Annotated in this window: 22 protein-coding genes; 10 read left to right on the top strand and 12 right to left on the bottom strand. The window is 62.9% G+C overall.

Annotated elements, in window-relative coordinates; all coding sequences use genetic code 11:
• Window positions 1–513: 513 nt before the first annotated feature.
• Window positions 514–2,151, bottom strand: a complete 1,638-nt coding sequence (locus J1G34_RS06195; protein WP_222993569.1) for an AMP-binding protein — start codon at window positions 2,149–2,151, stop codon at window positions 514–516.
• Window positions 2,152–2,301: 150 nt separating this feature from the next.
• On the opposite strand from J1G34_RS06195, the gene J1G34_RS06200 reads away from it, so the two are divergent.
• From J1G34_RS06200 to J1G34_RS06215, 4 genes are read left to right on the top strand one after another with little or no spacing between them, the layout of a single operon-like run.
• Entirely contained in the window at window positions 2,302–3,465 is a 1,164-nt protein-coding gene (locus J1G34_RS06200; protein ID WP_122562095.1) for an isovaleryl-CoA dehydrogenase, read from the top strand.
• A gap of 11 nt (window positions 3,466–3,476) precedes the next feature.
• Window positions 3,477–5,084, top strand: a complete 1,608-nt coding sequence (locus J1G34_RS06205; protein ID WP_222993570.1) for a carboxyl transferase domain-containing protein — start codon at window positions 3,477–3,479, stop codon at window positions 5,082–5,084.
• A 15-nt stretch (window positions 5,085–5,099) separates the two neighbouring features.
• On the top strand, window positions 5,100–5,906 hold the full coding sequence (locus tag J1G34_RS06210; RefSeq protein ID WP_222993572.1) for a gamma-carboxygeranoyl-CoA hydratase: 807 nt from the start codon (window positions 5,100–5,102) through the stop codon (window positions 5,904–5,906).
• Entirely contained in the window at window positions 5,903–7,828 is a 1,926-nt protein-coding gene (locus J1G34_RS06215; protein WP_222993574.1) for an acetyl/propionyl/methylcrotonyl-CoA carboxylase subunit alpha, read from the top strand. Before J1G34_RS06210 ends, J1G34_RS06215 begins: the two co-directional genes overlap by 4 nt.
• Here the strand turns inward: J1G34_RS06215 and J1G34_RS06220 are convergent.
• Entirely contained in the window at window positions 7,825–8,460 is a 636-nt protein-coding gene (locus tag J1G34_RS06220; protein WP_222993609.1) for a LexA family protein, read from the bottom strand. The two genes, J1G34_RS06215 and J1G34_RS06220, sit on opposite strands and share 4 nt — an antisense overlap.
• Window positions 8,461–8,589: 129 nt before the next feature.
• Here J1G34_RS06220 and J1G34_RS06225 point away from each other — a divergent pair, with 129 nt between their 5' ends.
• On the top strand, window positions 8,590–8,940 hold the full coding sequence (locus tag J1G34_RS06225) for a DUF6124 family protein (RefSeq protein WP_065894887.1): 351 nt from the start codon (window positions 8,590–8,592) through the stop codon (window positions 8,938–8,940).
• 464 nt (window positions 8,941–9,404) lie between these two features.
• Window positions 9,405–10,556 carry a M14 family metallopeptidase gene (locus tag J1G34_RS06230; protein WP_222993576.1) on the top strand — a complete coding sequence of 384 codons (1,152 nt, stop codon included), beginning with the start codon at window positions 9,405–9,407 and terminating at the stop codon, window positions 10,554–10,556.
• A 17-nt stretch (window positions 10,557–10,573) separates the two neighbouring features.
• Here the strand turns inward: J1G34_RS06230 and J1G34_RS06235 are convergent, their stop codons facing one another.
• Together J1G34_RS06235 and J1G34_RS06240 are read right to left on the bottom strand one after the other, a co-directional pair.
• Entirely contained in the window at window positions 10,574–11,113 is a 540-nt protein-coding gene (locus J1G34_RS06235) for a cytochrome b (protein WP_122685885.1), read from the bottom strand.
• Window positions 11,110–12,192: a catalase family peroxidase gene (locus tag J1G34_RS06240; protein WP_222993578.1), complete on the bottom strand. Its 1,083-nt coding sequence runs from the start codon at window positions 12,190–12,192 to the stop codon at window positions 11,110–11,112. The genes J1G34_RS06235 and J1G34_RS06240 overlap by 4 nt, the downstream gene beginning before the upstream one ends.
• A 171-nt stretch (window positions 12,193–12,363) precedes the next feature.
• On the opposite strand from J1G34_RS06240, the gene J1G34_RS06245 reads away from it, so the two are divergent.
• Both J1G34_RS06245 and J1G34_RS06250 read left to right on the top strand, forming a co-directional pair.
• On the top strand, window positions 12,364–12,870 hold the full coding sequence (locus tag J1G34_RS06245; RefSeq protein WP_065894883.1) for an RNA polymerase sigma factor: 507 nt from the start codon (window positions 12,364–12,366) through the stop codon (window positions 12,868–12,870).
• Complete coding sequence (locus tag J1G34_RS06250; protein WP_222993580.1) at window positions 12,867–13,604, top strand: anti-sigma factor family protein; 738 nt, start codon at window positions 12,867–12,869, stop codon at window positions 13,602–13,604. The genes J1G34_RS06245 and J1G34_RS06250 overlap by 4 nt, the downstream gene beginning before the upstream one ends.
• On the opposite strand, the gene J1G34_RS06255 is transcribed toward J1G34_RS06250, so the two are convergent.
• The 7 genes from J1G34_RS06255 to J1G34_RS06285 all read right to left on the bottom strand — a co-directional run bounded on the left by J1G34_RS06255 (window position 13,601) and on the right by J1G34_RS06285 (window position 19,931).
• Window positions 13,601–14,590 carry a Csu type fimbrial protein gene (locus J1G34_RS06255; protein WP_065935800.1) on the bottom strand — a complete coding sequence of 330 codons (990 nt, stop codon included), beginning with the start codon at window positions 14,588–14,590 and terminating at the stop codon, window positions 13,601–13,603. The genes J1G34_RS06250 and J1G34_RS06255 overlap by 4 nt on opposite strands.
• 23 nt (window positions 14,591–14,613) lie before the next feature.
• Window positions 14,614–16,962, bottom strand: a complete 2,349-nt coding sequence (locus J1G34_RS06260) for a fimbria/pilus outer membrane usher protein (RefSeq protein WP_065896804.1) — start codon at window positions 16,960–16,962, stop codon at window positions 14,614–14,616.
• A 72-nt stretch (window positions 16,963–17,034) separates the two neighbouring features.
• Window positions 17,035–17,823: a fimbrial biogenesis chaperone gene (locus J1G34_RS06265; protein WP_222993582.1), complete on the bottom strand. Its 789-nt coding sequence runs from the start codon at window positions 17,821–17,823 to the stop codon at window positions 17,035–17,037.
• Window positions 17,824–17,848: 25 nt separating this feature from the next.
• Window positions 17,849–18,337, bottom strand: coding sequence for a Csu type fimbrial protein (locus tag J1G34_RS06270; protein ID WP_065894879.1), 489 nt, complete (start codon window positions 18,335–18,337; stop codon window positions 17,849–17,851).
• A gap of 2 nt (window positions 18,338–18,339) precedes the next feature.
• On the bottom strand, window positions 18,340–18,882 hold the full coding sequence (locus tag J1G34_RS06275; protein ID WP_065894984.1) for a Csu type fimbrial protein: 543 nt from the start codon (window positions 18,880–18,882) through the stop codon (window positions 18,340–18,342).
• An 18-nt stretch (window positions 18,883–18,900) separates the two neighbouring features.
• Complete coding sequence (locus J1G34_RS06280) at window positions 18,901–19,437, bottom strand: Csu type fimbrial protein (protein ID WP_065896770.1); 537 nt, start codon at window positions 19,435–19,437, stop codon at window positions 18,901–18,903.
• A complete protein-coding gene (locus J1G34_RS06285) occupies window positions 19,431–19,931 on the bottom strand; it encodes a Csu type fimbrial protein (protein ID WP_430962632.1) in 501 nt (166 codons plus the stop codon). Before J1G34_RS06285 ends, J1G34_RS06280 begins: the two co-directional genes overlap by 7 nt.
• Before the next feature lie 213 nt (window positions 19,932–20,144).
• On the opposite strand from J1G34_RS06285, the gene zapE reads away from it, so the two are divergent.
• Window positions 20,145–21,239: a cell division protein ZapE gene (zapE, locus tag J1G34_RS06290; protein WP_222993584.1), complete on the top strand. Its 1,095-nt coding sequence runs from the start codon at window positions 20,145–20,147 to the stop codon at window positions 21,237–21,239.
• Window positions 21,240–21,279: 40 nt separating this feature from the next.
• Window positions 21,280–22,569, top strand: a complete 1,290-nt coding sequence (locus tag J1G34_RS06295) for a protein kinase (protein ID WP_222993611.1) — start codon at window positions 21,280–21,282, stop codon at window positions 22,567–22,569.
• A 572-nt stretch (window positions 22,570–23,141) separates the two neighbouring features.
• Here the strand turns inward: J1G34_RS06295 and J1G34_RS06300 are convergent.
• Window positions 23,142–23,849: a YebC/PmpR family DNA-binding transcriptional regulator gene (locus J1G34_RS06300; protein ID WP_065884874.1), complete on the bottom strand. Its 708-nt coding sequence runs from the start codon at window positions 23,847–23,849 to the stop codon at window positions 23,142–23,144.
• Between the last annotated feature and the right edge of the window lie 16 nt (window positions 23,850–23,865).

The following is a 23,865-nucleotide window of genomic DNA, read 5'->3' on the forward strand; positions in this document are numbered from 1 at the left end:
GCAGCCCGACATAACGGGTAACGCGGGAACATAATCCGCCGCCCATCCAAAAAAATAGACCATGGCAAAAAATCAAGTCATTGATTTTAAAGGACTTTAAAAAGTTGGCACGGCTTCTGCTATCTCTATGGCATAACAAGAATAAAAAGCACCAAACCTAATAAAAATAAGACGAAACGACTCTGACATAACAAAAACAACACGGCAGAGACGCAGCTAACAGATTTTTTTGGAGAAGATGTGCTTTGCAGGGTACGGCGTGCCGAAACCCGCAACCGGTTAGAGAAAAATAAAACTACCTCAGGTAGCTACCCACTGGTTGGATCGTTTACGAAAAAGCAGATCAGCGCTCAAAAAAATACGTTTGCTCTTGACCCCGGATGGGGGTCGCCACAACAGCGGTACGGGTCACGGCTACCAAAAACAACAACAGGCCGCCCCTCAATAATAAAAAAAGAGCACGCAACGACAAATTAAAGGGGACCTTCGGGTCCCCTTTGTGCTTTCTGTGTGTTATTGCGAGAGTGTTTGCAACTCTTCGATTGAGATCTCGCGCATGCGGAACTTCTGGATCTTGCCCGTCACCGTCATCGGAAACGCGTCCACGAACTTGAAATGCCTGGGCATCTTGAAGTGGGCGATGCGGCCCTTGCACCAAGTCTGCAGTTCCAGCTCGCTCGCCACCTGCCCCGGGTGGAACTTGATCCAGGCGACGATTTCCTCACCGTAGCGTTCATCGGGGATACCGATGATCTGCACATCGGCCACGGCCGGATGGGTGAAGAAAAACTCCTCAAGCTCCCGTGGATATACGTTCTCGCCACCGCGAATGATCATGTCCTTGTTGCGCCCGACGATGCTCACATAACCGTGCTCGTCCATGGTCGCCAAGTCGCCGGTGTGCATCCATCCCTCCTCATCGACGGCATCGCGAGTGCCTTCTGGGTTATTCCAATAGCCGAGCATCACGCTGTAGCCGCGCGTGCATAGCTCGCCGATGTCACCGCGTGGCACGGTGTTGCCATCAGCGTCGATGATCCTGTTTTCCAGCTGCGGCTGGGTGCGACCTACGGTGGTCACGCGGCGCTCCAGATCGTCGTCGGCGCCGGTCTGCAACGACACCGGGCTGGTTTCGGTCATGCCATAGGCAATCTGAACTTCGCGCATGTGCAGCTCGCCAATGACCCGGCGCATCACCTCGATCGGGCAGGTTGAGCCGGCCATGATCCCGGTACGCAGGCTGGACAAGTCGAACTCGCCCAGGCGTGGGTGATCGAGCAGCGCGATAAACATGGTCGGTACCCCGTACAGGCCGCTGGCGCGCTCTTCGGCGACGGCGGTCAGCGTCAGCAGAGGGTCGAAGCCGTCATTGGGATAGATCATGGTGGTGCCGTGGGTGATGCAAGCGAGGTTACCCATCACCATGCCAAAACAGTGGTACAGCGGCACGGGAATGACTAAACGGTCCTGCGCGGCAAGCCCGAGGCTTTCGCCGACCATGTAGCCGTTATTGAGGATATTGTGGTGACTGAGGGTAGCGCCCTTGGGGAAGCCGGTGGTGCCGGAGGTGTATTGGATGTTCACGGGTTGGTCGAAGTGCAGGCTGGCCTGGCGACTGTGCAAGTGCCCGGGCGGGACATCGGCACCGAGCGCCGACAGTTGCGACCAGGGCATGAATGCGGGCGGCGGATTGGGGTCCAGGCTGATGAGGCCACGCAGGTCGGGCTTCAGCGCCTGGAGCATGGCGTGGTAATCGGAGGTCTTGAACGCACCGGCACACACCAGCCACTGGCAGCCGGATTGCTTGAGCACGTAGTCCAATTCACTACTGCGGTACGCCGGATTGATATTGACCAGGATCACCCCGAGTTTCGCGCTCGCCACCTGGCAGACCAGCCATTCGGCGCAATTGGGTGCCCAGATGCCCAGACGGTCGCCGGTTTGCATGCCCAGGGCGAGGAACGCCCGCGCGTGCAGATCCACCGTCTCGGCCAGCTCCTGCCAGGTGTAGCGCCGCTGTTGGTGGCGGACCACCAAGGCTTCGCCATCAGGATACTGCGCAACGGTGCGATCGAACGCCTCGCCAATGGTCATGGCCAGCAAGGCTTTGTCCTGGGAGCCACGGCTGTAGCTCGGATTCGGTTGATCCATAACGACCCCGGTTGTCTTTTTTGTAGGTTGACGTAAACGTAAACTACGATTGACAGCGCCGCAACGCAAGCTTACGTTAACGTAAAGGTCAGCGCCCTCCCCCGCGCGTTGCCGACACAACAACAAAAGCTCACATTAAGGTGCCTGTCCATGAGTTACCCGTCCCTGAACTTCGCCCTCGGCGAAACCGTCGACATGCTGCGCGACCAGGTGCAGTCCTTCGTGGCCAAGGAAATCGCGCCCCGCGCAGCCCAGATCGATATCGACAACCTGTTTCCCGCTGACCTGTGGCGCAAGTTCGGCGACATGGGCCTGCTGGGCATCACCGTGCCGGAGGAGTACGGCGGCGCCGGCCTGGGTTACCTGGCGCATGTGGTGAGCATGGAAGAAATCAGCCGTGGCTCGGCCTCGGTGGCGTTGTCCTACGGCGCCCACTCGAACCTGTGCGTCAACCAGATCAACCGCAATGGCACCCACGCCCAGAAACTCAAGTACCTGCCCAAGTTGATCAGCGGCGAGCACATCGGCGCCCTGGCCATGAGCGAGCCGAATGCCGGTTCCGACGTGGTGTCGATGAAACTGCGCGCCGACAAGCGCGGTGACGCCTACGTGCTCAACGGCAGCAAGACCTGGATCACCAACGGCCCCGACGCCCACACCTACGTGATCTACGCCAAGACCGACGTGGAAAAGGGCGCCCATGGCATCACCGCATTCATCGTCGAGCGTGACTGGACAGGCTTCAGCCGCAGCAGCAAGTTCGACAAGCTGGGCATGCGCGGCTCCAACACCTGCGAGCTGTTTTTCGATGACGTGCACGTCCCCGAGGAAAACATCCTCGGCGTGCTCAACGGCGGCGTCAAAGTGCTGATGAGCGGCCTCGATTACGAACGCGTGGTGCTCTCCGGCGGCCCCACCGGAATCATGCAGGCCTGCATGGACCTGATCGTGCCCTACATCCACGACCGCAAGCAGTTCGGCCAGAGCATCGGCGAGTTCCAGCTGATCCAGGGCAAGGTCGCCGATATGTACACCCAGCTCAATGCCAGCCGCGCCTACCTCTACGCGGTGGCCCAGGCGTGCGAGCGCGGCGAGACCACGCGCAAGGACGCCGCGGGCGTGATCCTGTACAGCGCCGAACGCGCCACGCAAATGGCCCTTGATGCGATCCAGATCCTGGGCGGCAACGGCTACATCAATGAATTCCCCGCCGGGCGCCTGTTGCGTGATGCCAAGCTGTACGAAATCGGCGCCGGTACCAGTGAGATTCGAAGGATGTTGATCGGTCGCGAACTGTTCAACGAAACCCGCTGAAGGAGCTGCTCATGGCTACCCTGCATACCCAGCTCAACCCGCGCTCGGCGGAGTTCGCCGTCAACAGTGCGGCGATGCGCCAACAGGTCGACGCGCTGCACGCCCTGCTCGCCCAGGTACAACAGGGCGGCGGCGCCAAGGCCCAGGAGCGGCATACCTCGCGCGGCAAACTGTTGCCGCGTGAGCGCATCAATCGCTTGCTCGACCCAGGCTCGCCGTTCCTCGAATTGAGCCAGTTGGCCGCCCATCAGGTGTACGGCGAAGACGTGCCTGCCGCCGGCGTGATTGCCGGTATCGGCCGCGTGGAAGGCGTCGAGTGCATGATCGTCGCCAACGATGCAACCGTGAAAGGCGGCTCCTACTACCCGTTGACGGTCAAGAAGCACTTGCGCGCCCAGACCATCGCCGAGCAGAACCGCCTGCCGTGCATTTACCTGGTGGACTCCGGCGGTGCCAACCTGCCGCGCCAGGACGAAGTCTTCCCGGACCGCGAGCACTTCGGGCGGATCTTCTTCAACCAGGCGAATATGAGCGCTCAGGGCATCCCGCAGATCGCCGTGGTGATGGGCTCCTGCACCGCCGGTGGCGCCTATGTGCCGGCCATGGCCGACGAAGCGATCATGGTGCGCCAGCAGGCGACTATCTTCCTCGCCGGCCCGCCGCTGGTGAAGGCCGCCACCGGCGAAGTGGTGAGCGCCGAAGACCTCGGCGGCGCCGATGTGCACTGCCGGATTTCCGGCGTGGCCGACCACTACGCCGACAACGATGAACACGCCCTGGCCCTGGCCCGCCGCAGCGTCGCCAACCTCAATTGGCGCAAGCTGGGCGAGTTGCGCCGACGCACGCCCGTCGCGCCGTTGTACAGCGGCGAAGAGCTGTATGGCGTGATCCCGGCCGATGCCAAGCAGCCGTTCGACGTGCGCGAAGTGATTGCACGGCTGGTGGACGGTTCGGTGTTCGATGAGTTCAAGGCGCTGTTCGGCACCACCCTGGTGTGCGGCTTTGCGCACCTGCACGGTTACCCGGTGGCGATCCTGGCCAACAACGGAATCCTGTTCGCCGAAGCCGCGCAAAAAGGCGCGCACTTTATCGAACTGGCCTGCCAGCGCGGGATTCCGTTGCTGTTCCTGCAGAACATCACCGGCTTCATGGTCGGCCAGAAATACGAAGCCGGCGGCATCGCCAAGCATGGCGCCAAGCTGGTGACAGCAGTGGCCTGCGCCAAGGTGCCGAAGTTCACGGTGATCATCGGCGGCAGTTTCGGTGCCGGCAACTACGGCATGTGCGGTCGTGCCTATGACCCGCGCTTTTTGTGGATGTGGCCCAACGCACGCATCGGCGTGATGGGCGCCGAACAGGCCGCTGGCGTGCTGGTGCAGGTCAAGCGCGAGCAGGCCGAGCGCGCCGGCAACCCGTTCAGTGCCGAGGAAGAATCGGCGATCAAGCAGCCGATCCTCGACCAGTACGAAACCCAGGGCCATCCGTACTATTCCAGCGCACGCCTGTGGGATGACGGCGTCATCGACCCGTTGCAGACCCGCGACGTGCTGGCCCTGGCGTTGTCCGCTGCACTCAATGCGCCTATCGAGCCGAGCCGCTTCGGCGTATTCCGCATGTAATCGGAGCTGTATTCCATGAGCGATTTCAACACCCTCGAACTGATCACCGACAGCCGTGGCTTTGCCACGCTGTGGCTCAGTCGTGAAGCCAAGAACAACGCGTTCAACGCCCAGATGATCCGCGAACTGATCATCGCCCTCGACCACGTACAGGGCGACCCGTCCCTGCGCTTTCTGGTGTTGCGCGGGCGCGGCAAGCACTTCAGCGCCGGCGCCGACCTGGCCTGGATGCAGCAGTCGGCCGAGCTGGATTACCACACCAACCTGGACGACGCCCGGGAACTGGCCGAGTTGATGTACAACCTGGCCAAGCTGAAAATCCCCACCCTGGCGGTGGTACAAGGCGCCGCTTACGGCGGCGCGCTGGGCTTGATCAGTTGCTGCGACATGGCGATTGGCGCCGATGACGCGCAGTTCTGTCTGTCGGAAGTGCGTATCGGCCTGGCACCGGCGGTGATCAGCCCATTCGTGGTGCAGGCCATCGGTGAACGCGCAGCCCGTCGCTATGCGTTGACGGCCGAGCGGTTCGACGGCCAGCGTGCGCGAGATATCGGCCTGTTGGCGGAAAGCTACCCGCTCGAGACGTTGGAGCAACGGGTGGATGAGTGGATCGCCAACCTGCTGCACAACAGCCCGGCGGCGATGCGTTCGAGCAAAGACTTATTGCGTGAGGTGGGCAGCGGTGCCCTTACCCCGGCGCTGCGGCGTTACTGTGAAAACGCCATCGCGCGAATTCGGGTCAGTGCCGAGGGCCAGGAAGGCTTGCGCGCCTTTCTGCAAAAACGCGCACCCAGCTGGCAATCCAAGGAGCCGCACCCATGAGCCCACTGACAAGCGTGCTGGTGGCCAACCGTGGCGAAATCGCCTGCCGAATCATGCGCACCGCCAAGGCGATGGGCCTGACCACCGTGGCCGTGCACAGTGCAATCGACCGTGATGCGCGGCACAGCCGCGAAGCCGATATTCGTGTCGACTTGGGCGGCAGCAAGGCCACTGACAGTTACCTGCAGATCGACAAACTGATCGCCGCCGCCCACGCCAGCGGCGCCCAGGCGATTCATCCAGGCTACGGGTTTCTATCGGAAAACGCCGGGTTCGCTCGGGCCGTCGAGGCAGCGGGCTTGATCTTCCTCGGCCCGCCCGCCTCGGCCATTGACGCCATGGGCAGCAAGTCGGCGGCCAAGGCGCTGATGGAAACCGCCGGTGTGCCGCTGGTGCCGGGCTATCACGGCGAGGCCCAGGACCTGGAGACCTTCCGCGCGGCCTGCGCGCGTATCGGTTACCCGGTGCTGCTCAAGGCCACGGCCGGCGGCGGCGGCAAGGGCATGAAAGTGGTCGAGGACGTCAGCCAGCTGGCAGAAGCCCTGGCCTCCGCCCAGCGTGAGGCGCTGTCGTCATTTGGCAACGGGCAAATGCTGGTGGAGAAATACCTGCTCAAACCGCGCCATGTGGAAATCCAGGTATTTGCCGATCAACACGGCAACTGCCTGTACCTCAATGAGCGCGATTGCTCGATCCAGCGGCGTCATCAAAAGGTCGTGGAAGAAGCCCCCGCGCCGGGACTCGGTGCCGTGCAGCGCAAGGCCATGGGCGAAGCGGCGGTACGCGCGGCGCAGGCAATTGGTTACGTGGGCGCGGGGACCGTGGAGTTCCTGCTGGATGCGCGCGGCGAGTTTTTCTTCATGGAGATGAACACCCGCCTGCAGGTCGAGCATCCGGTCACCGAGGCGATTACCGGCCTCGACCTGGTGGCCTGGCAGATCCGCGTGGCCCAGGGCGAGGTGCTGCCGATCAGCCAGGCAGAGGTACCCCTGAAGGGGCATGCGATTGAGGTCAGGCTGTATGCCGAAGACCCGGCCACTGATTTCCTGCCCGCCACCGGACGGCTGGCCCTGTACCGCGAGTCCAGGCCCGGCCCGGGGCGCCGCGTGGACAGCGGCGTCGAGCAAGGGGACAGTGTTTCGCCGTTCTACGACCCGATGCTCGGCAAGTTGATTGCCTGGGGCGAGGACCGTGAACAGGCGCGGCTGCGGTTGCTGAGTATGCTCGACGAATTTGCGGTGGGCGGGCTCAAGACCAACCTGGGCTTCCTGCGGCGCATCATTGGCCATCCGGCCTTTGCCGCGGCCGAGCTGGATACCGGGTTTATTCCGCGCTATCAGGCTGAGCTGCTGCCGGTGGCCGGGGCGTTGAGCGATGAGTTCTGGCAGGCGGCAGGTTCGGCCTTTGTGCAAACCTTGCCGGCCGGTGACGGGCCGTGGGCCGCGACCCACGGCTTTCGCGCGGGGCTGCCGGCGCAGGTTTCACTGCATTTGAGCTGTAATGGCCAGGATCGACTGGTCACGCTGGCCGGGCCATCGTCGCCACTCATGGACGAGCAACTGGTCATTGAACACCAGGGTATACGTCGCGCCCATCTGGCCGTGCGCAATGAAGGCACGGTGTACCTGCGCTGGGATGGCGAGATGCAGGCGGTCAGCCTGTTCGACCCGATTGCGGCGGCCGAGGCCGGTCACACCGCTCAAGGTGGCCTTAGCGCCCCCATGAACGGCAGCATTGTGCGCGTGCTGGTGGACATCGGCCAACGCGTCGAAGCCGGTGCGCAGCTGGTGGTACTTGAAGCGATGAAGATGGAACACAGCATCCGCGCGCCCGAGGCGGGCGTGGTCAAGGCCTTGTTTTGCCAGGAGGGCGAGATGGTCGCCGAAGGCAGTGCGCTGGTGGAACTGGAGCCGGCGCACTAGAACTTCGCCATGGCTTGCACGACCACGCCCAGGATGCGGCAATCATCGGTGAACAGCAGTTTGGGGTAAGTGGGATTGAGCGGCACCAGGTAAAGCTGGCCGCTGTCCGCCTGCAACTGGCGAAAGGTCGCCTGGGGGTTGTCCAGCCATTGCGCAACCACCAGTTTGCCGGGCTGCGCCTCGATGGCCGGATCGACCAGGATCAGCATGCCTGCGCTGATGCTCAGGCCGGTGGGCGCAGTCATGGCGTCGCCGATCACCGGCAGCCAGAAGGCGTCGCCGTGGGCATGGTAATCGGTCAATTCAAAGCGTTCCGGCCCATAGCTTGCGCGTGCTTCGCGCAGTTCGCACACACCGCCCCAGTCGTTGACCGGGTAGCGAAAATACGAGTTGTAGTGGTGCTCCAGGGCCGCCTGTGTATCTGCCCGCTCACGAATCTCCAGCGCCACCTCAAGGTAGCCCAGCCCCAACTCCGCCAGCACCCGGTTCATGTCCGCCAGGCTCGGGACGCGGCGCTTGTTGAGCCAATGACCCACGCCGCCCTGGGACATGCCTAGGCGCTCGGCCAGTTCATCCTGCGTGACCTTGCGGTCTTTCATGTTGGCTCGCACCAACGCTATCCAGTTATCCATGGCACTGACAATACGTTGCGTATTTGCCAGGGCAATAAACAGTTTGTAGTAATCCATGAAACGACATAAATACGATACGTACTATCATCGGTACAAGGTTTTCGACACCCACCCAGAGTACCTCCCCTCATGACGACGAGCCCGTATCACCTGCCTGAAATACCTGAAAACACCGAGCTGCACGACATGCGCTGCAGCGGAGCCGCACAGCGCGCGCTGGACTACTATTTGAAAGAAGAGATGTCTGCGCCGGACTCGGACCCGAGCTTTTTCACCCTCAAGCCGGGCATCAGCCAGGAGGAAGCGCTGGTGCACGCCTCCGACCTGCTGCGCAGCGCGGCGGCAACCGCCTACGAGTCGGCGAGCAGCCATCAGGGCAATCAGCGTGACCTGGCATTTTCGGTGGTGTATTTGATTGATATGGCGAAGGCGATGGTGGAGCGGTCGTTGCGAGCGCCGAACGCTCAGGCAAACGGATGACGGGCGCAGGCGAAAAATATTTCTATCGAACGGATAAAAACATTTGACTTGCAAATGATAATGATTATTATTGGACCCAGCTGATCGCGAGATCAGTCGATAGACCAAGAGCCCTTAGGTCGGACTCTTGGAATATCTCCTCATCAGGCTAATCACGGTTTTTGACCCGGCTCTTTGGCCGGGTCTTTTTTTTGCCAGTTGTTCTGGCATGGCTTCAGGCTAATGAAGACTGTGTGTTGCTTGACGGCGCGGATGGTAGCAAAAGACCACTGCGTAAAGAAAGCCGCAGCCAGGCTTCAGCCCATTTCTTCACGATTTAGCGCTTGAGAATCAATCTCATAGACCCTAAGCTGCCGCAGCGTCACGGATGACGCCCCCTCCCCCGTGCAACAATTTTGCTGCCAGTCATTGCCTGCCGCCTGTGTAAGATAGCCGCCACAACCTCATATTCAGGCAACCAGACTATGACCGTGGCTTTGACGTCCATCAAAATCAGCACCGACTTCGACAGCGGCAATATCCAGGTCCTGGATGCCAGCGATGCCTACCAGTTGCTGCTGGCAATCAAACCCGACACCCGTAGCCAACACTACCAGTGGTTCCACTTCAAGGCCGAAGGCATGCATGTGGGGCACACCCACACGTTTCGCCTGAGCAACGCGGGCCGGTCATCCTACAAGCATGCATGGACCGGCTATAACGCCGTGGCGTCCTACGACCACGTCAATTGGTTCCGCGTGCCATCGCGCTTTGATGGCGAAATCCTGCATATCAGCCTCCAGACCCGGGAAAAACACGCGTGGTTCGCCTACTTCGAACCCTACAGCCGTGAACGCCACGACTGGTTGATCGAACAGGCGCTGAAGTACGCCGGCGTCAAGCTGCTGGCCACCGGTAAAAGTGTCGAGGGCCGTGATATCCAACTGCTGCGCCGCGGCAAAGGCGGCGAAGGCCGCCGCAAGGTCTGGATCATCGCCCAGCAGCACCCCGGCGAACACATGGCCGAATGGTTTATGGAGGGCGTGATCGAACGCCTGCGACAGAGCGGTGACGCCGAGTTGAAAAAGCTCCTGGCCGTCGCCGACCTGTACCTGGTGCCCAACATGAACCCCGACGGCGCATTTCATGGCCACCTGCGTACCAACGCCATGGGCCAGGACTTAAACCGCGCCTGGCAGAGCGCCAGCCAGGAACTCAGCCCGGAAGTCCTGTTCGTGCAAGAGCAGATGGAAAAATATGGCGTCGACCTGTTCCTCGATATCCACGGCGACGAAGAAATCCCCTACGTGTTCACCGCCGGCTGTGAAGGCAACCCCGGCTACAATCCGCGTATCGAAGCCCTGGAAAAACACTTCCGCAGTCACCTGAGCCAACTGACCCGTGACTTTCAGACCACCTACGGCTACACCCGCGATCTGCCGGGCGAAGCCAATATGACCCTGGCGTGCAATGCGGTCGGTGAAAAGTACGACTGCCTGTCACTGACCCTGGAGATGCCGTTCAAGGACAACGACGACGCGCCCAACGCGAAAACCGGTTGGTCCGGTGATCGCTCCAGGCAACTGGGCAAGGATGTCCTGAGCAGCGTGGCCGATATCATCGGCCACCTGCGTTGACTATGGGTCAAAGCTGATCAGTGGCGGCTGCCGGTCATGCTTTGCAGCACGCCGTCGCGGCGAATCAACCCGTGGAACAGCGCGGCCGCCAGATGCACCAGCACCGTCAGGAACAGCAGGTAGGCAAGATAACCATGGGCCTTGCGCAACAGCGCAAACAACGGTGCATTGGCCGAGACCAATGCCGGCAGTTGCACGGAACTGCTGAGCATCACCGGGTCACCGGCCGCCGAAATCATTGCCCAGCCCAACAACGGCAACACCAGCATCAAGCCATACAACACCCAGTGAGACGCTTTGGCCGCGAGCACTTGCCAGCGCGGCAAGTCAGCCGGCAGCGGCGGTTGGCGCGTGGAAAAACGCACCACCAGGCGCACGATGACCAGCGCCAGAATGGCGATGCCCAGCGGCTTGTGCAGGTGAATCAGCCACTCGTGACGCTCGGACACCGACGCCGCCAGGCCCGCGCCGATAAACAGCATGGCGATGACCATCAACGCCATCAGCCAGTGCAGCAAACGCGCCAGCGGGGCGAAAAAGCGTGGTTGAACCTTCATGGCTTCGACTCCTGGGAGGCACTGTGCAACGGGCTGACTTCACCGGCGCGGCGCAGGTAGGAACTGGCATAGGCCGCCGAGCGGGCCGCCAGCAGCGGGTCATTGGACGCCTCGATACCGCTGGGCAGAATCAGCGGGTCGAAGTTGATATCGCGGCAATCGCCGTCGGCTTGTGGCTGGCTGCTCTGCAGCACCAGGGTGCCGGCGGTGACTACCTTGTGCGCGCCGGTCCAGGTCTTGCTGGCGTCATCGAGCGGGTCGCCGGGATTGGCCAGCGTCATGTTCAACTGCCAATGCAGCGGCCCCGCAGCCAGGCGCTGCACCAGGTCTTTTTCCAGGAAGTCGCCACCCTCAGGCGCGGTATCGCCCGCTGTATCCTGGCTCTGTGGCACCACGGTCCAGCGCACGGCCTGGCGTTTGCCGTCGGCGCTCACCAGGTAAAACGCGTTGATGCCGTTATAGGTTTCGGTCGCGTAACTGGCCGATGGCCTGGCGGTTTTGACCCAGGCCAGAAACGGTGCTGTCTCCGGGTGGGCGGCAAAAAACGCCGGCATGCTCGCCGGGTTCGGCTTGCCGGTGGCCGGGTCCGGCGCGCCGGCCTTGAGCAATTGGTAGAACGCCTCGGGCGTGCCCACCGGGAACACCGGCATGCTGTTCATCCCGGTGCGCCACTGCTGGCCGTTGGCCTGGCTGAACTGCACGGCAAAACTGCGGATCGGCACACTGCTGTCCGGCGCATAAGGGTTGCCGCTGGGCAAGGCGAAACGCCCGATCACCGGGGTTTTCGCCTCGTTGAACACCTGGGCGCTGGAGTAGGTGCGCACCTCGGGATTGCTCTCGAAGTACCCGGCCACGCACACGCCCTTGGCATGGTTACGCCGAAACCCTGGGTGCACGCCGTTATTGGTTTCCAGGGCATTGACCAGGGTTTTTGGCCGCAGGCGCTGTGGGTCGAGGGTGCCGTTGACGTAGGCAAATGCCCCGGCAACAACGGCAACCACGGCACCGATACCCGCGAGTCGCGCGATCAGGCTCGCAGTGCTTAACGGAGGACGAGGCGGTGGTGAGTGATCTACCATGAATGAACTCCAGGGCCAGAGGCCTTAGGGGGTGAAACATAAGGTCGGAGCATTGAGACGCACGCCGATACACTCTATTCCCTGGCCGCATTTTATTTTTCGGCCCATGGAATAACCTGCGGCGCCGAACGTCTCTCCAGTCACAGCAGCGTAGCAACCAGCCGGACACCCATGCACGAACTCGACGAACAGTTACGCGAACTCATCCCCAGGCTGCGGCGCTTTGCCGTGTCCCTGACCCGTAACGCCAGCAGCGCCGACGACCTGGTGCAGTCAACCCTGGAACGGGCCATCACCGCCTGGGCCGACAAGCGCATCGAAGGCGACCTGCGCGCGTGGCTGTTTTCGATCCTGTACCGACAATTCCTCGATGCCCATCGGCGCAACCGACGCTACGCGCGCATGCTCGAATTCTTCACCGGCCGCGACGATGCGCAGCCCTCGGTGGAGCGCACGGTGATGGCCCAATCCACCCTGCAAGCCTTCGACCAACTCACCGCCGAGCAGCGCGCCCTGCTGCTGTGGGTGTCGGTCGAAGGCTTGAGCTACAAGGAAGTCGCCGAAATACTCGACGTGCCCATCGGTACGGTGATGTCGCGTCTCTCACGCGCCCGCCAGGCCTTGCGTCAACTCAGCGATGGCGAAATTGCCAGCCCTTCCCTGCGGATACTCAAATGATCAGCCTGCCTCCCAGCGAACGTGACTTACACGCCTACGTCGATCACCAGTTGCCGGACAGTGATCGCCGTGTCCTTGAAACCTGGCTGGCGAGCCACCCCGACGTGGCCGCCCAGGTGCATGCCTGGCAACAGGACGCGCAATTGCTGCGTGCGTCCTTGAGCGGTGCCCTGCAACAACCGGGCAACCCGGCATTGGACCCGGCGCTGATTCGCCAGCGCATCAAGCATCAATCCCGCCGCCATCTCGCCACTGCGGCGCTGCTGCTGATCGCCGTCAGCCTCGGCGGACTGGGCGGCTGGCACGCCCGCGAGGCCACCCAGCCAGGGCTGTTGCCGATGGCCGATGCGATGCAGGCATACCGTCTGTTTGCCCAGGACGGCATCATGCCCGCCGACTACAACGCTCAGGACCGCAGCACCATGCAGGCCTGGCTCGATCGCTACTTCAACCAGGCCCATCGCTTGCCCGACTTGAGCCAGGCGGGGTTCAAGCCGGTCAGCGGGCGCCTGCTCACCACCGACCAAGGCGCAGCGGCCATGGTGCTGTACGAGGACCCGCAGGGTCGGCGCATCAGTTTCTATATCCGCCCACCGGGCCCGAACAACGGTTTCCTGCCGCGCGGCAGCCGCAGCGCCGACGGCTTGCAGGCCGACTACTGGTCGGGCGGCGGGTACAACTACGCGATGGTCAGTCCCGTGGATCAGGCCAGCCCCGGGCAAATGAAGTTCTAGAAGCCCACGTCCAGCACCACGTTGTCCACATAGATACCGGCCGGTGGCGTGGGCTGGTCGGTGTAGATCCTGGCGTTGTAGTTGTACACCTGGCTGCCCGTGCCCAAGCCATTGCCGGGGTTGACCTCGGCCGTGGAGCTGGCGCGCCGTGCCGCGCCAACACTGCCCCAACGTGTGGTGCCGGCACTTTTGAAAAGGTCGTAGGCCAGGTAGTTGCCGCCGGAAACCATGCGCCGCCGGCCACCGACGCTGACCGCGTTCTGGCCGTCGCTCAAGCCCACGGTGTAGGCGCTGCCCTTGGTGCAGGCAATGTTGATGGTCTGCCCGGTCACGGCGGCGAACCCGCTGACCACCGGCGCGCTGCCAAAGCTGACATTGGGCGCGGTGATCTGGCAGTCATTGGTCACGTTCATGCTGACGGTCAGCGCCGCCGTGCCGCTGCCGATGTCACGCCCCAGGCAGACGCCGCCAAGGCCGACTCCCGAGCAGTAGTTCCAGTTCCAGGCGATGTTCAGCGTCTCGGTATACACGCCGGCGGCGACATTGCTGCCGGTGATGCTGCCCAGGTACAGCGGTACGGTTTTCGCACCCGGGCCTGCGAGCAGGCCGATGATCTGGGCGATACCGCCGGCGCCGCCAAAATCGAACTGCGCCCCCCGGGTGATCGGATAACTGGTGCTGTTGGTGCCATAAATCGTGTAGCCGATCACATCCCCGGTCGGCCCGCGCATGCCGCCCTGAGTCGACGTGATCGTGGCGTAGAAATGGTCGGTCGACACCAGCAGCGAGATCAGCGCCGAGGTGCAGCTCAGCCCGGCATTGGTGGTGGAGCTGGTTTGCGCAGCGGTGCGTACAGTCATCGAACTGATCGAGCCGAAACTGGCCGGTACTGTGGGCGCCACCGAACACACGGCCAACGCCTTGCCCGAACACAACAGCCCCAAGCCAAACAGCCCTACCCCACACAGCCATCCCTTGCCCTTCACCTGGACACTCCCTGTTCAATCCTTCATTGGCAGACCAACGGCCCGATCAGCGGCACGTCCTGTTGCTGCTCATTGATATCGAAACTCGCCTGGCAGCTGCGACCCTCGCCGAGGGTGACGTGCAGCGTGTTGTGGGCGCTGAGGTTTTCCAGATACACCAACCCGTCCCAGCCCACGACTGCCTGGGTGTTGCTCTGTTCATGCACCACCAGGCTGCCCAGCGGCAACTCCTGGTGCTGACCGTCGACCAGGGTGATGCTCGCGGCGAGCACCCGGCGCAACGGAAACTCCAGCAGGTAGCCGCTGCCACGACGCACCGACACGCGCTGCTCGACATTCGGGGTCTGCACGTTCGGTGGCAGGTTCAGCGGGTCGATTTCATATTTGGCGCGGTAATAGGCACTGCTCCAGGGCACCAGCAAGTGGCCCTTGTGGTCGGTCTCGCCGACCAACTGGTTTTCATAGCGCACCGGAATGCCGGCGAACCCTTGGGTGCTTACCACCACGAAGGCGTCGTTGATCCGGTTGGCGGCGAAGGTGTTACCGCCCATCCACACCAGCGAGCCGCTGGCATCCGCCCAGCGTGTCTGCGCGTCGCTGCTGCCGTACACACCGGCCTGCAGTTGCACCGATTGCAGGCGCCAGGTCAGGTCGGCCTGGCGATAAGTCGGGGCATCACCCTGGGCGTAGCCGAGGTTATAGCCCACCCCGCCTTCGCTGGGCACCGCCCGGCTGTAGTTGATGCGTTGGCGGCTGGCGCCGTCCTTGCCGCGCTCGCTGCTCAAGGCCAGGCTGCCGTTGAGGTCGAACGGAATCACCAGTTGCGCCTGCATCGCCCAGTTGCTGTCACCGATTTCGCGGTTGGCCGACAGGTACACGCTGGAGTTGCGCCACAGCGGTTTGCTCCAGCTCAGGTTGAGCAGGCGCGTGCGCGAGTCGTCCGCCGCCTGCACGTCGAAATAGCCCAGGCCGAGGCTGCCGAACCGCTCGAGGTTGAGGCTCAGGGTGACTTGCTCGCTGCGCTTGCTGAGGCGAGCGTAGGGCGTGTCGACCAGGGTCAGGTCGGCATACGCGTCGCGCCGTTCGACACGTTGGTACATCAGGCTGTAGCGCGCGCTGTTGTACTGATAGCCCAGGCTCAGTTGCCGGCCGCTGCGGCTGTCGAACCGGCTCTGGCTGACGGCGGTATTGAGCACGCCGAAATTGCCCAGGCGCAGGTTGCCGCCGAGCCCGCCGAGGGTCAGGTCGCTGGAGGCTTCGGCGTGGCTTTCCAGGGTCAGGTTGTCGGAATAGCCGTAGCGGAACGTACCGCTGGCCACGCCCGGCCCGTAGCCGAAATCGCGCAGGGTGTAATCGCGACGCAAGGTCCCGGCGGCCACGGAAAAATCCGTCAGGCCGTGTTGCAGCAAGGTGCTGGTGACATAGAAGGGAACGGTGGTCGACACCTGGCGACCGAGGGCGTCGGTGGTGACCACCACGGCCTCACCGGCACCATTGATGAACGGGATGTTGGTCAGGGTGTACGGCCCGGGTTGCAGCTGCGCGCTTTCGGTCTTGTAGCCGTTGATGAACAGGTCGACCGACGAGGGCACCGCCGCCTCGCCGGCAAATTGCGGCAAGGGGTACGTCACCAGGTCCGGACGCACGGCAAAGTCCCGCGACAGTTGCACCCCGCCCAGGCGCACCGAGCTGCTCCAGGGCAACGCAGCGCTGATCACGTCGCCGGCCTCGTAGGTGAGCAGCCGCTCATCATCGGAGAAGCGCCAAGTGGTGTCGTAGCGCCGATAACCATTGTTGAGCGTGCTGTTGCTGATGCCATTGGACAGGGTCTGGCGCAGTTGCCCGGTGTTGGACAAGGTGCCCCAGTTATCGAACAGGCGCACCTCGTTCCAGGCCGCAAGGTAACTGCCGCCCTCGTCGGTGTCGTTGAAATACACGTCATAGTTGAGCAAGGCGCCGAAGCTGCTCATGGCCTGGGTGCGCGGGTAGGTGTTGCGGTTGCCGATGAACTGCTCCTGCAACCAGGACGGTGGCACATCCAGCAGCAGGCGCTGGCCATTGCTGTCGTAATCACTGTGCAGGCCAGGCACGCTGTCCAGGGCCACGCTGCCGTCGGGGTCACCCGGCAGCTTCATGCCCACGTCCTGCAAGGCACTGGCGGGCACGAAGAGCTGCCCGGCGCGTTGCTCGACCGCGATGACCCGGCCGGTGTCCATCTGGTTGACCACCAATTGCAGAAACAGCTGTGCATCGGCGACCGCCTCCATGCTGCTTGGCGGCGGCGGCAGATCGCCCGCTACCGCAGCGCCCCACAACCCGCTTGCCACTGCCATCGATGGCCATATACCACGAGCCCAACCACGACTCACCATGGCGTTGCGTCCTTCAATGGACATCTCCATCCTGTTAAAACCCGGGCTCGCACCCGTCCCGCGACACACCGTTTACCGTGTCGGCGCGAGGCTCTCCACTTGCGTCGCGCCGTTGATCCTGACCTGCAGCGGCTGATCGCCCGGCACATCGCCCGGCATCGGCCAGCGCATGGTCGCTCCCGGCAATACGTAGCCAAGCAGCCCTTCCACCAGCGGCCGGGTCTGGCCGCCCTGTTTGAACGAGGCATCGGTCAACCGCGCATGCACGGCGCCCTGGTTACGCACCTCGATATAGCTGCGCCCGGCCACATTGACCTTCTTCCAGCTCAATTGCGGCTGCCCGGCGCCCGTGGGGTCGCGCTGGCGGGTGGCGTCGTCCTTGCTCCACAGGCCGGCACCGTAGGCAAACAACGGCACCGAATAGCGCATCTGGAAACGAATCGCCGCCGCCGTATTTTTGCCCTCCGGTGGCGCGGGCACCTGCAGCGCCGAGGGAATTTCATCGATGATGATGCGATAGGCCAACTCCCGGCCTGGCGGCACTTCACGGGTGCGGGTCAGGCGCACCAGTTGCTTCTGCCCGGGTTCGATCCTGGCCACCGGCGGGCTGCCGACCACATCGCGCTGGTTCTGGTACTGCTCGTCGAAGCCGTTCTGGCTCCAGGCAAACACGCGCACCTGCAGGTTGGCCGTCTCGCTGCCACGGTTCTCCAGCCACAGCGCGCTGGCCTGTTGGTCGGCCTCCAGCACCGGGTCGATGGGCCAGATCAGCACCGAGCTGGCCGCCTGCACAAGCCCGCTCGTGCACAGGGCACCCAGGACAACACCCGCGGCCCACAGCCGCCGGGAAGGTGAACGCATAAAACCACTCCTTATTCCCATAGCCCTACCACGACAGCTGCACCTGCAACGTGTCGCTGTACGTCCCCCCAGGCTGATTGCCCGGCAGTACCACCCGCCCGTAGATCGGCAGGCTGATGGTGTTTGCATCGCTGTAGCTCACGCTGATGCTCTGGCCGATCCCCAGGCTCTGGCTGAACGCCGCATCGCGAAACAGTTGGTAAGCCACCTGCGCGCTGCCGCTGTTGTGCAGCAAATTGCGCCCGGTGCCGCTGTGCAACCCGCCGTCGACGCTCATGCTCAGCGCCACGCCCGGCGTACATTGCAGGGTCACGCCGCCGGTAAGGGCCGCCGTCACCGTGCTGGTGGCCAGGGCCGAATAGCTGCCATAGGTCAGCGTGCCGTAGTTGCTCGCGCTGCCCACGATCAGGCAACCCGGCGTGATGGTCGCGCTGACCTGGAAGCTCTGGCTGGTCACCGCCGACAACGGCAGTGGCAACGCCAGCCCACAGGCCAACCACACCCTGAGCCACATCGTCAGAACGTCAGTTCCACGGCCACGGTGTCGGTGTAGACGCCCGCCGGCAGGCCCGGCTTGCCCACCGCGCGGCCATACAAGCCTACGGTTTGCGCGACACCGGTACTGGCGGCGAGGGTAATCACGCCATCGATCGCCAGCAGCGAGGAGAAACCGCTGTCGGTGTAGAAGTCATAGGGCACGAAATTACCCGCGCCATCGGCCAATGCGCGAGTACCACCCGGCGATGCGCCGTCATGGGCACCGGCGCGCACTTTGACGGCCGGTGTGGTGCCGGCCGAACACAGGATCGACAACGCACCGCCGGTGCCGGTGCCGCCCAGCAACTGGGCGTTGGCGCTGGTGAACAGGCTGTTGGTGGTACCGAAGTTGAGGCTACCGAAGTTCAACCCGGTCGCCGCACCGGAGCCGTTGACCTGGCAGCTGGCAATCAAGGTCAGGCTGGAGCTGATCTGCCCGGTCACGGTGGTCGCCGCGTTGAGGCTCGAGGCCATCGCCAGGCCCAGGGCGCAGACGCCCAATCGAGATACGAGTACATGCATGATATCCATCCTCATGGTTTACCAATCCAGAGTCACCGTCAGGGTGTCTGTATAGATGCCGGCCGGTAAGGCCCTGGTATTCGCCACCACGGAGCCGAAGACCGGGATCGGTACCTGGGCGTCGTGGGTCATGGCGAAGTTTCGTTGCTCACCGATGCTGTAGGCGCTGCGACCCAGAGGGTCTGCCCACAGCTGATAGGGAATGGACTGGCGACCGTTGCTCAGGCGCCGCGTGATGCCGTCGCCATTGGTGCCACCGTCGATGGTCACGGTGAAACTGTTGGCCACCGAGGGGCTGCAGGACACCGACAAGGGGGTTTTGTCGCCGGCGGAAACGGCCGCGCCCAGGGTATCGTTCCACGTCGGGCCCTGGCTGCCGAAATCCAGCATCGCGGTACCGCCTTCGGGCGTCACGGGCGCCGTGTCCACGCTCTTGTTGACCTCGCAACTGGCGGTGATTACCAGCTGCGCCTGAATCTGCCCGCTGGCAGCGGCCGCGTGCGCGTCTTCGGCCAGCAACAACAGAGCCGTTACGGCCAGGTAGCGGATTACCATGTGACCGTAACCTTGAGCAGGTCGGAATAACGGCCGACGGCGGGGATGTCCTTGAGCGGCTCGATACGGCCGAACAGCGGCAGGTCGACGGAGCCGCTGTCCGGCACACGACCGCTGACCGGCACATCCACCGGCAACGGGATCAACCGCGCGGCGTCGGCATAAATGCGATAGGGGATGGGCTTGCTCGCCGGCGCGCCATTGGCCAGAAAACGCACTTCGCCAACGCCGCCATGCAGGCCGCCGTCAACGCGCACTTGATAGGGTGTATCGGGATTGCATTCCAGGCGTGGCTGGCGCTGGCTGATCAGCGCCGCACTCAAGGGCCCGGCCGGGTCATCCAGACGCGGGCCGCTGCCGAAATCCAACACGCCAAGCTGCTCGATGCCCGCAGTGCGCGTGGTACCCACCAACTGGCAACCGCGCTGCACATCAATGCGCACCACCACTTGGACCTGCGCCGCAAACACCGTGTTGCAGAGCATCATGCCCATGACTGCCAATACTGTGCGTTCCTTCACTGCCCCAAATCCTTATACAGGGGTGGCTCCTGCGTATAAGGGTAGCCACTTGGGGAAAATCTGCCAGTCTGGTCAGAAACACCCCCGCGTTCGGCTGTTCCGGGAGGGCTGGCTGCCGCCTGGGTATTGGTCAAATCGTGGCGAGCGTCCTAAAGTGAGCGACCACCGAAACAAGAGTGACGCGCCTTGACCGTGCTTTCCCTGATCCGTCGCCTGCTGGGCACCACACCCCAACAGGCGGTCGCATCCCCCATCAGTGCATTTTTCCGGCACAAGGCTGAGCAGCAGGGCTATACCCTCAGCGCCGGACAGACCCGCGCCATTGCCGCGCTGGCCCGCGAAACCGAACACCTGCTCAGCGGCCGGCCCGCCCGCAGCCTGTACCTGCACGGCCCGGTTGGACGCGGCAAAAGCTGGCTGCTCGATGGTTTTTTCCAGGCGCTGCCGATTGCCGAGAAGCAGCGCGTGCACTTTCACGACTTTTTCGCTGAGCTGCACCGGGGCATGTTCCAACACCGCGCGCAGGACGACGCGCTGGCCGTGGCCCTGGACGAACGGCTGGCGGACTGTCGCGTCCTGTGTTTCGACGAATTCCATGTGCACGATATCGGCGATGCGATGCTCATCAGCCGTTTGTTCAAGGCCTTGTTCCAGCGCGGTGTGCTGGTGCTGGTGACGTCCAACTATGCGCCCGAGGGCCTGCTGCCCAACCCGTTGTATCACCAGCGCTTCAAGCCGGTGATCGACCTGATCGCGGCGCGCATGGACGTGCTGGAAGTCAGTGCCCCCGAGGACTTCCGCCGCCTGCCCCAGGCCCATGCCGAGCAGCGCTTCAGCACGGGCCGGTACCTCTGGCCAGGCAGCGTGGCGCAACGTGAGGCGCTCGGGCTGCCTGCCGCCGATTGCCCGGCGTTGCCCCTGACCGTTGGCAACCGGCAATTGCAGTGCCGCCGCCGTGAAGCACGCAGCATCGCCTTTACCTTCGGCGACCTGTGCGAACAGCTCACCGCCGTGATGGATTATCTGCTGCTGTGCCAGGACTTCGACCACTGGATCATCGACGGTCTGCCCCACCTCGCCGACTGCCCGATCGCCGTGCAGCAACGGTTTATCAATCTGGTGGACGTGCTTTACGACCGCGACAAACAGCTGACCCTGATCGGCGCGCAGCCACTGGAGCAGGCCCTGGGCGGCAAGGCCATCGACCTTGCACGTACCGCCAGCCGCCTGGGGCAATTACGCCAGTGCGGCACGCAAGTCGCGCGCGACCCGGTATCATGAGCGCCTTTTCACGCCCCCTTGTCGAGTGACCGCGCCGTTGATCAATACCCTCGCCCAACTCAAGGCCGGCCAATTGGCCGGCACTACCCGCCTGGACCTGGCCTGCGGTTTGACCGAATTCCCCCGGGAAATCTTCGAACTGGCCGACTCGCTGGAAATCCTCAACCTCACGGGCAACGCCTTGAGCAGCCTGCCGGACGACCTGCACCGCCTGCGGCACCTGCGCGTGCTGTTCTGCTCGGACAACGCCTTCACCGAACTGCCTGAATGCCTGGGCCGCTGCGCCCAGTTGAGCATGATCGGCTTCAAGGCCAACCGCATCGAGCGGGTATCGGCAGCCGCTCTGCCGCCGCAATTGCGCTGGCTGATCCTCACCGACAACTGCATCAGCCAATTGCCCGACGAACTCGGCCAACGCCCGCTGCTGCAAAAGCTGATGCTGGCCGGCAACCAACTGACGCAGCTGCCGCCCAGCCTGGCCCAGTGCGAAAACCTTGAATTGATCCGCATCGCGTCCAACCGCCTGACCCACCTGCCGCAGTGGCTGCTGACCCTGCCGAGCCTGACGTGGCTGGCGTACGCCGGCAATCCGGTGGAAATGGCCGTTGAGGTGACGGCCGACGGGACACCGGACATTCCCTGGGCCGAACTGCAACTGGGCGAAGTGCTCGGCGAAGGGGCGTCGGGGATTATCCGCAAGGCGCTGTGGAAACCCCGGGCGTTGCCGGTCGCGGTCAAACTGTACAAAGGCAGCATCACCAGCGACGGTTCACCGCTGCATGAAATGCAAGCCTGCATCGCCGCCGGGCTGCATCCCAACCTGATCAAGGTCGAAGGCCGCGTCAGCGATCACCCCGATGACCAGGCTGCACTGGTGATGGACCTGATCGACCCGAGTTACCGCAACCTCGCGGCGTTGCCGAGCCTGGCATCGTGCACGCGGGACATCTACGCACCCGACACCCGTTTCAGCCTGGACGTGGCACTGCGCATGGCGCGCGGTATCGCCTCAGTCGCCGCGCACCTGCACCGGCACGGCATTACCCACGGCGACCTGTATGGCCACAATATTTTGTGGAATGCAGCGGGTGATTGTTTGCTTGGGGATTTTGGCGCGGCGTCCTTCCATGCCACCGCGGACACCCCGGAAACCAAGGCACTGCAGCGTATTGAAGTACGCGCGTTCGGCGTGCTGCTGGGGGAATTGCTGGAGCGGGTCGAAGAGGCCGTTGCAGACGAGTTGGTTGAATTGCAAATCAGCTGCTGTCAGCCACAAGTGCTGGCGCGACCGAGTTTCGACGAGATCGAAGTCGTGCTGAGCGCGCTCTGACACCATGGCCTACCCTAATGCCAGTCAATTCAAGGCTTTTTTGTAGGAGCGAGGTTGCTCGCGAAAAACCCACAGGCACCGCGTTCATTCAGGACGCACGCGTTATCGTTGACGTTTTTCGCGAGCAAGCTCGCTCCTACACAAAGCAGCCGCGCCCACCCGTAACCACGATGCGCAGCGAGTCGCTCTTGATCTGCTTTTGATCTTAGGCGCCCCGTTAAACCACGCTGGCCGAACGCAGGCTTGAATCCGTGGGCAACCCGGCAGGACGCCGGGTTAGCCGCACTGGGCCAGGGATGGCCCATTGCGGCGGCCCACGGATTCAAGCCTGCGTTCGGGCACACCGAGCCTAGGCGAGGTGCCGAGTGGTGGGGCAAGAGCGTTTTGCTTACTTTTGCGCTTTTCAAAAGTGAGCCGCCGTCAGGGCGGAACCCTAAGCAGCCGTTACCCAAATAATGGATATGTACCCGGTCCAATCCAACATCCTGGTCGGCCCAGAGGCCGCCATCGGGCGCAAGTCGAATCGTCGCACCGCCCCTCCCACATTTTGACTGCATGCATCCAAATAAAAATCAGCCAGCCAGCCCGACAAACATATCCTGCACATCATCATGGTTATCCAGGCCTTCCAGGAACGCCTCGACCTCGGCCATCTGCTCATCGGTCAACCCACTGACCGGGTTCTTCGAAAGATAGCCCAGCTTGGCCGACAGCACGGTAAAGCCCTGCTCCGGCAAGGCTTTCTGCACAGCGTCCAAGTCGGTGGTTTCGGTGATGAACAAAGTGGTGCCTGCTTCCTCGCCGTCTTCAAAGTCCTGGGCACCGGCTTCGATGGCGGCCATTTCCGGATCAGCGTCCGGGGTGTCCGGCGACGCTTCGATCAGCCCGACGTGGTTGAAGTCCCAGGCCACCGAGCCGGAAGCCCCCAATTGGCCCTTGCGGAACGCCACGCGGATTTCCGCCACGGTGCGGTTGATGTTGTCGGTGACGCACTCGACGATCAATGGCACCTGGTGCGGGGCGAAACCTTCGTAAGTGACACGGTGGTACTGCACGGTTTCACCGAGCAGACCGGCGCCCTTCTTGATCGCGCGGTCCAGGGTTTCCTTGGGCATCGAGGCCTTCTTGGCCTGCTCCACCACCAGACGCAGGTGAGCGTTGGTCGAGGTGTCTGCACCATTGCGGGCGGCGATGGTGATTTCTTTCACCAGCTTGCCGAAAATCTTGCCCTTGGCATTGGCTGCCGCTTCTTTATGTTTGACTTTCCACTGTGCGCCCATGACTCACTCTCTACTT

It is taken from the genome of Pseudomonas sp. Wu6 (assembly GCF_019891515.1).
Lineage (GTDB): Bacteria > Pseudomonadota > Gammaproteobacteria > Pseudomonadales > Pseudomonadaceae > Aquipseudomonas > Aquipseudomonas orientalis_A.

What these genes read in the sequence shown, in the direction of transcription:
- J1G34_RS06240 (WP_222993578.1), bottom strand. Translation starts at nt 12,192, where the DNA reads ATGGTAGATCACTCACCACCGCCTCGTCCTCCGTTAAGCACTGCGAGC.
- J1G34_RS06215 (WP_222993574.1), top strand. Translation starts at nt 5,903, where the DNA reads ATGAGCCCACTGACAAGCGTGCTGGTGGCCAACCGTGGCGAAATCGCC.
- J1G34_RS06210 (WP_222993572.1), top strand. Translation starts at nt 5,100, where the DNA reads ATGAGCGATTTCAACACCCTCGAACTGATCACCGACAGCCGTGGCTTT.
- J1G34_RS06260 (WP_065896804.1), bottom strand. Translation starts at nt 16,962, where the DNA reads ATGGTGAGTCGTGGTTGGGCTCGTGGTATATGGCCATCGATGGCAGTG.
- J1G34_RS06225 (WP_065894887.1), top strand. Translation starts at nt 8,590, where the DNA reads ATGACGACGAGCCCGTATCACCTGCCTGAAATACCTGAAAACACCGAG.
- J1G34_RS06230 (WP_222993576.1), top strand. Translation starts at nt 9,405, where the DNA reads ATGACCGTGGCTTTGACGTCCATCAAAATCAGCACCGACTTCGACAGC.
- J1G34_RS06195 (WP_222993569.1), bottom strand. Translation starts at nt 2,151, where the DNA reads ATGGATCAACCGAATCCGAGCTACAGCCGTGGCTCCCAGGACAAAGCC.
- J1G34_RS06235 (WP_122685885.1), bottom strand. Translation starts at nt 11,113, where the DNA reads ATGAAGGTTCAACCACGCTTTTTCGCCCCGCTGGCGCGTTTGCTGCAC.
- J1G34_RS06300 (WP_065884874.1), bottom strand. Translation starts at nt 23,849, where the DNA reads ATGGGCGCACAGTGGAAAGTCAAACATAAAGAAGCGGCAGCCAATGCC.
- J1G34_RS06205 (WP_222993570.1), top strand. Translation starts at nt 3,477, where the DNA reads ATGGCTACCCTGCATACCCAGCTCAACCCGCGCTCGGCGGAGTTCGCC.
- J1G34_RS06285 (WP_430962632.1), bottom strand. Translation starts at nt 19,931, where the DNA reads ATGGGCATGATGCTCTGCAACACGGTGTTTGCGGCGCAGGTCCAAGTG.
- J1G34_RS06200 (WP_122562095.1), top strand. Translation starts at nt 2,302, where the DNA reads ATGAGTTACCCGTCCCTGAACTTCGCCCTCGGCGAAACCGTCGACATG.
- J1G34_RS06220 (WP_222993609.1), bottom strand. Translation starts at nt 8,460, where the DNA reads ATGGATAACTGGATAGCGTTGGTGCGAGCCAACATGAAAGACCGCAAG.
- J1G34_RS06270 (WP_065894879.1), bottom strand. Translation starts at nt 18,337, where the DNA reads ATGTGGCTCAGGGTGTGGTTGGCCTGTGGGCTGGCGTTGCCACTGCCG.
- J1G34_RS06265 (WP_222993582.1), bottom strand. Translation starts at nt 17,823, where the DNA reads ATGCGTTCACCTTCCCGGCGGCTGTGGGCCGCGGGTGTTGTCCTGGGT.
- J1G34_RS06280 (WP_065896770.1), bottom strand. Translation starts at nt 19,437, where the DNA reads ATGGTAATCCGCTACCTGGCCGTAACGGCTCTGTTGTTGCTGGCCGAA.
- J1G34_RS06250 (WP_222993580.1), top strand. Translation starts at nt 12,867, where the DNA reads ATGATCAGCCTGCCTCCCAGCGAACGTGACTTACACGCCTACGTCGAT.
- J1G34_RS06245 (WP_065894883.1), top strand. Translation starts at nt 12,364, where the DNA reads ATGCACGAACTCGACGAACAGTTACGCGAACTCATCCCCAGGCTGCGG.
- J1G34_RS06275 (WP_065894984.1), bottom strand. Translation starts at nt 18,882, where the DNA reads ATGCATGTACTCGTATCTCGATTGGGCGTCTGCGCCCTGGGCCTGGCG.